Raw genomic sequence first — 10,917 nt, 5'->3', positions numbered from 1 at the left:
CGTGGGAGACGACCACGTTGATAGGCCACAGGTGTAAAGGCAGCAATGTCATAGCCGAGTGGTACTAATAATCCGTAAAGCTTGATGCGATTCCCACGCCTGCAAAGGTGTGGGGACTTGAATGCTTTACCCAAGTTTATCTATATTCTTTGTTTCTTAAATATGTCAACTTATTAGAGTAGGCAGTTGTAAGTAAAAGAGTAAGCAGTAATACTGCGAACTTATAGACTGTAAACTGCATACTAAAGACTTAAGGTGGTTATGGCAACGGGGCTCACCTCTTCCCATTCCGAACAGAGAAGTTAAGCCCGTTAGCGCAGATGGTACTGCTATTTGTGGGAGAGTATGTCACCGCCTTTCTTTGAAACCCTTCATCATCTCGATGAAGGGTTTTTTTATACCCGAAAATCAAGGATACTCTATTCTAAACTTCAGAGAAAGTCTTCTTTAACCAATAGTTATCTTCAATTTAGGACTCAAGTATTAAAAACAACCAAGAGTCTTTATAAGCCCTGCTTATATCTTTAAAAAATCTAATTCAGATAATAATAAAGACTTAGTCCTGTAAATTGTTAATTTTCCTGCGTCTAATTAAATTATCAGACTATTCGGCAATACAATATTTTTTCAGTAAGAATATGGACTTTTATTCTAATCTCAGAAAAGATATAATAGAAGAAAGAAATAAGATTTAATCAAATACAGCCTTTACTACCGTCATAATTCCTTTAAATAACAACAATATAGCCCCAATTAAAGCTATAATTCCCACAATTAAAACGGGAATATAATAAGGATGGTCCTGATTATTAAAAGCCGTGAAGAGTACAGAAGGCCCTATTAATATTAATGGAAGGGCAAAAGCCAGGTATTTTATTCCTTTTCCTAATATTTCTTTATTGGTATGTTTCATTACTGTATAATATAGCTAGTTGAATCTGCTTCTGAAAGTCTAAAATAACCAAATGGATAGTTTTCCGGATTGGTTTCATTGATAATATTTCCTTTTACCGTAGCAGGTTGAGACTGGAAGGGCCCGCCGCCGTTATCCCCACCCTGAGACCGAAGTATAAATAAATAATTGTAGAAAGCTTCTGAAATTCCTTCCATAGTTACAAATACTTCATCACCGGCTGCTAAATCTTCGTCAGAATATGTAGCTGAAACCTGGTTGCCATCGGTAAATTCATCTTCATAAATCTCCAAAGAAAGTTTTGAAATAGAAAAGTCCCGAAAAGTAAAAAGATAAAAATTTTCTTCTCCTTCTGGATCAGTGAAAAAAGGTTCGATCTCCAGGTCTTCTCTTGTAAAACCACCTTCATCATTCTGTTCAATAAAATCTATGCCGGGAACAGGAACAAAGCTCGAGCTGGCAGTATATATTTCTTCTTTGTAATTTATTTCTAAGCTATAATTTTCTTCAAACCTGGGATTAAAATTATTATTGGTATAAATTCCCTGGTCCTGGTGTTCGAAAATAAACTCTTCTCCATCATCTGCTTCAATGCTAACTTGTGCATCAATTACAGGTTCGATTTCGTCCTCATAGAAACCTGTAGTTTTAGATAAGGTAATTCTTTGTTCGTTACCTTCAGTATTCAAATACCAAATTACAGAAGCATCTATAACAAGCCGGGGCTCGCTTTCTTCCAGATCCAGATCAATGACTTCCTCGCAAGAAATTAGGCTTATAGCAAGAAAGAATATGAGTAAATAAGTTGAATTTTTCATCTTAAAATTTAAAATTATAGGTAACAGACGGTATTATTCCGAATAGACTTAATTTTACAGCCTCATTGCGCCCGGTCTCGTCATTCTCTCTAAAGCTTATTGAATTGGCGTTTTTTCTATTATATACATTATAAATGCCAAAATTCCAGGATGACTGCAACCCATCTTGTTTATTTGGTTTTGGAATATAGGTGGCTGAAAGGTCTAATCTATGATAGGCCGGTAATCTATTGCTGTTTCTATCGCCATAAACCGGTACGTTTATTCCGTTAAAATTATATTGGCCGGTGGGATAAGTGACCGGTAAACCAGTTTGAAAAGCAAAATTTGCACTAAAATCCCATTTTTTATTATAATCATAAGTGGTGGTGAAACTTATATCGTGCGTTTTATCATAATTAGTAGCGTACCATTTCCCATTATTTATACCACTTTCAATGGGTGTTCTACCCGGAGTTTGTTGTTCAGATTTAGATAAAGTATACGCCAACCATCCGGTTAAACGACCTTCATTCTTTTTAGCTAAAATTTCCAATCCATAAGCCCTTGATCTGCCGTTTAAGATAATAGTTTCAATATTGTTGTTCGCGATAAGGTTTGCACCATTTACATAATCTATTCTATTTTGTATGTCCTTATAAAAAGCCTCGGTTTCAAGCGAATATTTTCCTTGATTAAAATTACGAAAATATCCTAATGCATATTGATCTAGAATTTGGGGTTTTATAAACGGACCACTTGGCGCCCAAACGTCAAGCGGGGTAGGAGAGCTTGTGTTCGAAATTAAATGAAGATACTGAGCCATTCTGTTATAGCTCGCTTTTATCGATTGATTCTCACTAAAACTATAGGCTAAAGCCAATCGTGGTTCCAGGTTGGAATAGGTTTTTAATATTTCAGATCTTGAAATGGATCTTTGACCAATAGCTTCGGCTTCCTCATAAATATCAAGACTGGAATTGTAAATTATAGGATTATCATTTTCGTATACATTGAAGCTATCTTGCCCCAGTCTAAAGAAATTGCTGAATCTTATCCCATATTCTGCGGAAAAACGATTAGATATTGTGTGTTCTACAGAGAAGTAAGTTGCATTTTCAAAAGCGTATTTATTGGTAAGCTTAAAATAATTAATACCAGAATTTTCATCTATTGGTTCAATCTCTCCCGGGTTGAATTCATAGTAAGTATTATGAATCCCGTATTCCAGTTGGAATGTATTATTTAAATAATGGTTGAAATCATATTTAATATTCAGGTTCTTAATACCGCTATCCCAGTTGAAGCCTACAAAATCAAGGGTAAGTCCGTAATAATAATCACTATAAATAAGTGATAGATTGGTGAAAATATCATCTGAAATTAAGTGATTCCATCTAAGGTTAAAAACCGAATTTCCGTAAGTGTTGATGAAATTCTGATTTATATCGAAAACATCCCGACCAAAATATCCAGAAAATAACAACTTATTATTTTCATTTAAGGAATAAGTCAGTTTTGTGTTTAGATCATAAAAATAGGCAGAGTTTGGGTTATCGGCTAATTTCAAAAATAAATGCGCATATGAACTTCGGCCGCCTATAAGGAAAGAACCTTTGTCTTTTACAATAGGGCCTTCAGCCAGTAATCTACTCGAGATAACGCCAATTCCTCCCTGAGCTTTAAATTCTTTACTATTACCATCGCGCTGATAGATATCTAAGACGGAAGAAACGCGTCCGCCATATTTAGCAGGAATTCCTCCCTTATATAATTTTAGATCTTTAACCGCATCGGGATTAAAAACCGAAAAGAAACCAAACAAGTGAGAGGAATTAAAAATAGTGGCTTCGTCAAGTAAAATAAGATTTTGGTCTACTGCGCCGCCACGCACATTAAATCCTGAAGCGCCTTCCCCGGCATTAGAAACACCCGGTAGCAATAACAAGGATTTTATAATATCTACCTCCCCAAATACCGCTGGTAGTTTTTGAATGGTGTTTATTGAAAGTTTATTCACGCTCATTTCAGGGCTTTTGATATTCAAACCTTCAATATTAGATTTTATAACCACTTCATCTAAATTTTCTGAACCTTCAGTAAGCGCGGTATTAAAGGTGGTATCTTCAGTAATGGTAATAGTATCCCTATGGCTTTGAAATCCAAGGTATGAGATTTCAACCACATAAGTGCCTTCCGGTAACTTTATAGAGTAAAAACCATATTCATTGGTTACAACGCCTTTTTGTTCTTCCGGAATTATAATATTAACTCCTATTAAGGTCTCATTACTCGATGCATTAGTAATAGTGCCTTTTAAAGTATACGTCTCCTGAGCATTAATTCCTCCAAAAAGAAAAAGGAAGAAAAGTAAAAGGGGAAAGGGAAATGAAATTTTCAATTTTTTAGGTAAATATAATGTAGATACTAAGTAAACTAAAAGTTTATAGAAATTATTAAGAAATGTTTAAAAAGATTAAACAGAAATTTTGAAATAATAAAGCCGGAAAATATTTTCCGGCTTTATATTAGATATGGAATTAGGGTATTTTAGCCTAAAATCTCATTTAAAAGCTTACTTGGTCTCATCGCTTTAGAAGTAAGGTCTTCGTCTGGCATATAATAACCTCCAATATTTACTGAAGAACCTTGAGCATCAATTAATTCTTTATTGATTTGCTCTTCGTTTTCTTCTAATTTTGAGGTCACATTAACAAAATGCTTTTTTAAATCTGCATCTTTATCCTGAGCAGCTAATGCTTGTGCCCAATATAAAGCCAGGTAAAAATGACTTCCACGGTTATCCAGTTCATTTACCTTTCTGGAAGGTGATTTACTGTTTTCCAGAAATTTATTGGTTGCATCGTCTAAAGCTTCAGAAAGAATAAGAGCTTTCTTATTCTCATACTTTTCTCCTAAGTGTTCCAGAGAGGCGGCAAGTGCAAGAAATTCTCCCAGAGAATCCCAACGCAAGTGACCTTCTTTAAGGAATTGTTGTACGTGTTTAGGAGCAGATCCACCAGCACCGGTTTCAAATAAACCACCACCGTTCATAAGAGGAACAATAGAAAGCATTTTCGCACTGGTTCCCACTTCTAAAATTGGGAAAAGATCGGTTAAATAGTCTCTTAACACATTTCCTGTAACAGAGATCGTGTTTTCACCGGCTTTTACTCGTTCTAAAGTGTATTTAGTAGCTTCAGCAACCGACATTATTTTGATATCTACACCTTCGGTATCGTAATCCGGAAGATATTGATTCACTTTCTTAATTAGCTCAGCATCGTGAGCACGGTTCTTGTCTAACCAGAAAATAGCTGGCCATCCTGTTGCCTTTGCTCTGTTAACCGCTAATTTGATCCAATCCTGTACCGGAGCATCCTTAACCTGGCACATTCTCCAGATATCACCTTCTTCAACTTCGTGTTCAGTCAAAGTTTTTCCACTTTTATCAATTACGCGAACAGTTCCAGCAGCTGGAATTTCAAATGTTTTATCGTGAGAACCATATTCTTCAGCTTTTTGCGCCATTAAGCCTACGTTTGGAACAGTTCCCATAGTAGTAGGATCAAAAGCACCGTGTTCCTGGCAGAACTCAATAGTTTCCTGGTAAAGTGGCGCATAACTACTATCTGGAATTACCGCTTTGGTATCCTGAGTTTCGTCATTCTTATTCCACATTTGCCCGGAAGTTCTAATCATTGCCGGCATAGAAGCATCAATAATTACATCACTTGGTACGTGCAGATTGGTAATTCCTTTATCAGAATTTACCATTGCTATATCTGGTCCCTGCTCAAGATCAGCTTTAATTTTAGATTCTATTTCTGCTTTTTTATCGGCAGGAAGTTTTTCAATAGCATTTAAAATATCTCCCAGTCCGCTGTTTGGATCTCCACCGGCATTTTTAATTTCTTCTCCGTATTCATTGAAAACGTCTTCAAAAAATACCTTCACGGCGTGGCCAAAAATAATGGGGTCAGAAACCTTCATCATTGTAGCTTTCATATGCAGTGAAAACAGCACGCCTTTTGCTTTTGCATCTTTTACCTGTTCCCTAAGAAACTTTAGAAGAGCGTTTTTGCTCATTAAGCTGGCATCAATAACTTCCCCTTTAAGTAGGTGCAGGTTATCTTTAAGCACTTTTTTATCACCGCTTTTAGAGGTGAATTCAATTTTTACATCTGTTTCTTCGTTAAGAGTAAGGGATTTTTCATTGGCTTTAAAATCTCCACCGTTCATAGTCGCTACGTGAGATTTGGAGTCTGAGCTCCATTTACCCATTGAATGTGGATGCTTTTTAGCGAAATTCTTTACCGCTTTTGGTGCTCTTCTGTCTGAATTTCCTTCCCGAAGTACCGGGTTTACAGCACTACCTTTTACTTTATCGTAAGTAGCTTGGATTTTCTTCTCCTCGTCATTGGATGGCTCATCTGGATAATTAGGTAGTTTATAACCTTTCTCCTGAAGTTCTTTAATGGCCGCTTTTAGCTGCGGAATAGATGCACTAATATTTGGTAGCTTAATGATGTTAGCTTCAGGCTTCTTGGCTAATTCCCCAAGTTCAGCTAAATCATCGCTTACTTTTTGATCTTCTGAAAGGTATTGTGGAAACTGAGATAAAATTCTTCCTGCAAGGGAAATGTCTCGGGTTTCCATCGCTACATTTGCCGCTTTTGTATAAGATTCAACAATAGGGTAAAAAGAATAAGTAGCTAAAGCCGGGGCTTCATCTGTTTTTGTATAAATGATCTTTCCAATCTGTGTCATTTTGTAATTTTTATAGCTGATTAATTATGAATAGTCTAAACTCAATGAACGCCCAATTCCTATTGGGCGTTCGAGCTCTGCGCAATATAATATTTTTCAAGCTTTTATCATAGCTGAAGCAACATGAAAGCCTGTTAATTATTATTTAAAAGACACAAAAAAAAAGCCACTTCATCTTATTAGCTAAAATGAAATGGCTTCAACTGAAATAATACGTGCTCACTGAATTTTCGAAATTCTTTAAGGGAAAAATCCCGGTGTGTATTATTTCAATGATTCAAAAATAAAAACTTAGTAAAGTTAGATTTTTGAATCTAAAGGCTTTTATCCTTCAAACTTCTTTTGACCTGGCAAAAATGAGCGTTATATAGAAGATAAAAACCGTATGTAAAGGGTTTTAAGCTCTACTAAGAATTTGCTGCTTGAGAAATCCTTTTGTCATTCTTTAATCAACTAATTCCTATATTAAATATACAACCAAAAATAAGTTTTCGCAAGAAATTTAACGTTTTGTTAGGCAGGGATTTATAGCTTTATTTCCTTATAATTTTGGCATAAAAAAAGCCCCGAATTTTCGGGGCTTTCTATAAGTTTAATAAGATGTAATTTATCTTTTAGCTTCCTTAATACGGGCTTTTTTCCCGGTAAGTTCTCTAAAGTAATAAATACGAGCTCTTCTTACTTTTCCTCGTTTGTTCAATTCAATTTTTTGAATTGCAGGAAGGTTTAAAGGAAAAATTCTTTCTACACCTACAGTACCACTCATTTTTCTAATGGTGAATGTTTGTGAAGCACCGCTTCCTCTTTTCTGAATTACTACCCCTTTAAAAAACTGGGTACGGGTTTTTTGACCCTCTTTAATTTCGTAATACACAGTGATAGTGTCACCTGCAGAAAATTGAGGTAAATCTTTTCTTTCAACGAATTCGTCTTGTACGTACTTAATTAACGATTCCATAATTGCTTATTTAATGTAAAATCCAAAACAACATACACGGACCTCGCCAGAGGTTATTTTAGAACGAGTGCAAAAGTATTAATTTTAATTTATAATGCAATTGTGAAATTGCAATTATTTTTCTGTTTCATCCAAAAGATCAGGCCTTAAGCGTTTGGTTCTTTCCCAGGCTTTTTCTTCCCGCCAGGCTTCTATCTTCGGAAAATTCCCCGAGGTTAATATCTCTGGAACTTTCCATCCTTTATATTCCGCAGGTCTTGTATAAACCGGGGGTGCGAGCAGGTTATCCTGAAAAGAATCGGTTAACGCTGAAGTTTCATTTCCTAAAACACCGGGAATTAGCCTGATGATGGCGTCACACACAACGGCTGCTCCCAGTTCTCCGCCAGAAAGAACATAATCACCAATAGAAATTTCCTTAGTGATAAAATGATCGCGTACTCTTTGATCTACACCTTTATAATGTCCGCAGAGAATAATGATATTTTCCTTGAGGGAAAGGGTATTCGCAGTTTTTTGGTTAAAACGATCACCATCTGGGCTCATATAGATTACTTCATCATAATCCCGTTGACTTTTAAGATCTGAGATACACTTATCTATAGGTTCTACCATCATCACCATCCCTGCACCTCCGCCAAATTGATAATCATCAATTTGTTTGTAGTTATCGGTTACATAATCTCTTAAATTATGTAGATTAATTTCTACGTGGCCGTTTTCTATGGCCCTCTTTAGAATAGAAGCATCAAAAGGGCTTTTAAGTAAATCTGGAACTACGGTAATTATATCTATGCGCATATTTTCTTATAAAATGCAAAGATGCTAATTAAAATTTAAGCTGAAGAAGAATTATTCTTTGGCTTTGTTCTTCTCATCCTGAAGCATACGGCCTAATCGTTGTTCTTTTTCCAGGGCTTTAGCGCGGTAAGCGTCAAACTCTTTTTCGGTTTCGTTTAACCTGTGTCTTGCTTCTTTAGTAGTAGCATTAGAGTTTTTAAACTTATAAATAAAGAAAAGAAGCGCCAGGATTAAAACACCAACTATTCCCCACATTAAAGCCATGTAACTTCCTTTGCTAAAAGGCATTCCAAGGAATTTTATAGCATCTTTTTCTTCGTTTACACGTTTAAGGTCTTCCTGGGTTTCTGCCAATTGATTTTCGAGGTTTTCTATTTCCTCGTTCTGGCTGGCAATTGTGCTTTGTTCTTCCTGAAGCTCGTTTTTTAGATCCTGTACGTGACGTTTAGTATTGTCCCGCAATTCAATTAAAGCATCATAATCTACTACTTTATAGCCCTGGTAATTATTTGAAGATTCGATAAGGTTGTCAAATTCATCTTCAATAAAATTAGAGGTAGCTAATGAGTCTTGAGCGGTTAGAACATTAACTGAAAATATTAAAAGTAAACTTGAAAAAATAATGGTACGCATCATTTGGGGTTTTTCTGGTTGAGAATTTATATGCTTGAACGCCTGCTTTTTCTACTTATTGTAATGGCCTTCACTATTTTAAAATTAATTTGCTAAATTCCTTTAAATTAATAATTTGAGCGCGCAAATGTAAAGTATTTCAAATAAAAAACCCACCATAATTTGGTGGGTTTTTTAGTAAAGTTTTCATGTTCTAATAATAAGTGAACCTTCTCACTTTTGCGATATACTTTGCCAACCTTATTAATTGGTGACTATAGCCGTATTCGTTATCATACCAGATATAAAGAATAATATTCTTGCCATCTTCAGAAACTATGGTCGCCTTACTATCATAAATTGCCGGAGCGTTAGAACCTACAATATCTGATGAAACCAGCTCATTATCTAACGAGTATTTAATTTGTTCTACCAGTTCACCTTCCAGTGCATATTTCTTTAAAATATTATTTATGCCTTCAACGGTGATTTGACCTTCAATTTCAAGATTTAAAATAGCTAGTGAACCATTAGGAACAGGAACTCTAATTGCGTTAGAGGTCAATTTACCTTCAAACACAGGTAAAGCCTTGGCTACTGCTTTTCCGGCGCCGGTTTCGGTAATCACCATATTAAGCGCAGCAGCACGACCTCTTCGGTATTTGCTGTGCATATTATCTACCAGGTTCTGGTCATTAGTATAGGCGTGAATTGTTTCTAAATGCCCATGAACTACACCCAACGTATCCTGAACGGCTTTTAAAACAGGGGTGATTGCATTTGTAGTACAGGAAGCCGCAGAAAATATCGAAATTTTATCAGGATTATATTCTTTATGATTTACCCCGTGAACGATATTCGGAATACCTTTCCCCGGAGCAGAAAGTAAAACCTTTGCCGCTCCTTTTGCTTTTAGGTGTCTGCTTAGTGCTTCTTTGTCTCTAAAGGCACCGGTGTTATCTATAATTAAAGCTTTATTTATTCCGAATTTTGTATAATCGATATCTTCAGGTTTATCTGCGGAAATTATTTTTACGGTAGTACCGTTTATAATAAGTGCACTATTCGCTTCGTCTATACTAACAGTTCCTGAAAAATCTCCGTGAACTGAATCATTTTTTAATAAAGAAGCACGTTTTTCTAATACCGTTCTATCTACCGCGCCACGAGTAACGATGGCTCGCAACCTTAACTGACTCCCTTTACCGGTTCTGGCCATGAGTTCCCTGGCCACTAAACGACCAATACGCCCAAAACCATAAAGCACAACGTCTTTTGGAACAACCTTATCGTATTTTTTTGCATCTTTTAATTTATCAGAAACAAAAGCCATGGCATTAAGATGTCCCTGGTCTTCCAGATGAAATTCGTAGGTTAATTTCCCAATATCCAGTTTTGCCGGTGGCAGATCCATATCCTGGATTGCTTTTGCGATTTCTACGGAATCAAAAATTGAAATGGGTTTTTCTACAAATTCTCCCGCGTATTCGTGTAGGTTGAGAATATCGCTCACATTTCTATTAAGCAATTGATTTCTGAAAAGAACAAGTTCTATCGACTTATCATACCAAAGATCGCTAATTATGTTAATGAATTCTACGGTCGCTTTGCGCCGGTTTGCCTGAAAAGAAAGTTCTTTCTCGTAAACTTTATTAAAGCTCATGTGTGGTTTGTGTTGTTTTAATAATGGCGCAAAAGTATATATTTCAAACGTTTTCGTAAAGAAAATTTTGCATAAAAAGAGGCCGTCTAAAAAGTATTTAGATGGCCTTTTTTATTGATAAAAGTTTTTGTGAGAGAAGCGCTTCTTCTTTTGTAGATATTCTTAATGATAAAAAAGGAAGGAAGCCCCCTTCCTATGCTATACTGAATTTTCTTAAGTTGTGCGCCATAGCGATTAACCCTATTTCAGTAGTTACTTTCTCCATTCCCCGAAGCATAAATCGCTTGAAGCCCATGTTTTGCTTGATATTCCCAAAAACGGCTTCCACATCCCAGCACCGACGTTTACGATGTGCTATTCCCGCTTCACTTAATAGTAGGTTCCTAGCTTTTTCTTTGAGACG

9 protein-coding genes and 2 rRNA genes are annotated in these 10,917 nt (G+C 36.0%); 2 read left to right on the top strand and 9 right to left on the bottom strand.

The genetic code is table 11. From position 1 onward, the window contains the following. Both B5440_RS15205 and rrf read left to right on the top strand, forming a co-directional pair. Positions 1-89 (top strand): 23S ribosomal RNA (locus B5440_RS15205); the annotation flags it as partial. Positions 90-251: 162 nt separating this feature from the next. After that, a 5S ribosomal RNA gene (gene rrf, locus B5440_RS15200) occupies positions 252-360 on the top strand. A gap of 331 nt (positions 361-691) precedes the next feature. Here the strand turns inward: rrf and B5440_RS15195 are convergent. The 9 genes from B5440_RS15195 to B5440_RS15155 form a co-directional block, all read right to left on the bottom strand. Continuing rightward, positions 692-913 carry a DUF6095 family protein gene (locus tag B5440_RS15195; RefSeq protein ID WP_070054795.1) on the bottom strand — a complete coding sequence of 74 codons (222 nt, stop codon included), beginning with the start codon at positions 911-913 and terminating at the stop codon, positions 692-694. Further along, positions 913-1,731 carry a DUF4249 family protein gene (locus B5440_RS15190; protein ID WP_070054796.1) on the bottom strand — a complete coding sequence of 273 codons (819 nt, stop codon included), beginning with the start codon at positions 1,729-1,731 and terminating at the stop codon, positions 913-915. The genes B5440_RS15195 and B5440_RS15190 overlap by 1 nt, the downstream gene beginning before the upstream one ends. A gap of 1 nt (position 1,732) precedes the next feature. Further along, positions 1,733-4,105: a TonB-dependent receptor gene (locus tag B5440_RS15185; RefSeq protein ID WP_070054800.1), complete on the bottom strand. Its 2,373-nt coding sequence runs from the start codon at positions 4,103-4,105 to the stop codon at positions 1,733-1,735. A gap of 155 nt (positions 4,106-4,260) precedes the next feature. Beyond that, positions 4,261-6,480, bottom strand: coding sequence for an NADP-dependent isocitrate dehydrogenase (locus B5440_RS15180; protein WP_070054797.1), 2,220 nt, complete (start codon positions 6,478-6,480; stop codon positions 4,261-4,263). A 607-nt stretch (positions 6,481-7,087) separates the two neighbouring features. Continuing rightward, entirely contained in the window at positions 7,088-7,438 is a 351-nt protein-coding gene (gene rplS, locus B5440_RS15175; protein WP_057481365.1) for a 50S ribosomal protein L19, read from the bottom strand. A gap of 114 nt (positions 7,439-7,552) precedes the next feature. Beyond that, positions 7,553-8,239, bottom strand: a complete 687-nt coding sequence (gene trmD, locus B5440_RS15170; protein ID WP_070054798.1) for a tRNA (guanosine(37)-N1)-methyltransferase TrmD — start codon at positions 8,237-8,239, stop codon at positions 7,553-7,555. Between the two features lie 51 nt (positions 8,240-8,290). Then, complete coding sequence (locus B5440_RS15165; protein ID WP_232756032.1) at positions 8,291-8,875, bottom strand: hypothetical protein; 585 nt, start codon at positions 8,873-8,875, stop codon at positions 8,291-8,293. Positions 8,876-9,065: 190 nt separating this feature from the next. Beyond that, entirely contained in the window at positions 9,066-10,514 is a 1,449-nt protein-coding gene (locus tag B5440_RS15160) for a glyceraldehyde-3-phosphate dehydrogenase (RefSeq protein WP_070054799.1), read from the bottom strand. Between the two features lie 193 nt (positions 10,515-10,707). Beyond that, a partial coding sequence (locus tag B5440_RS15155; RefSeq protein ID WP_143083636.1) for a transposase occupies positions 10,708-10,917 on the bottom strand: 210 nt, incomplete at its 5' end.

This window comes from Salegentibacter salarius (genome assembly GCF_900168265.1).
GTDB lineage: Bacteria > Bacteroidota > Bacteroidia > Flavobacteriales > Flavobacteriaceae > Salegentibacter > Salegentibacter salarius.
This window is presented reverse-complemented; position numbering and strand designations above follow the sequence as displayed.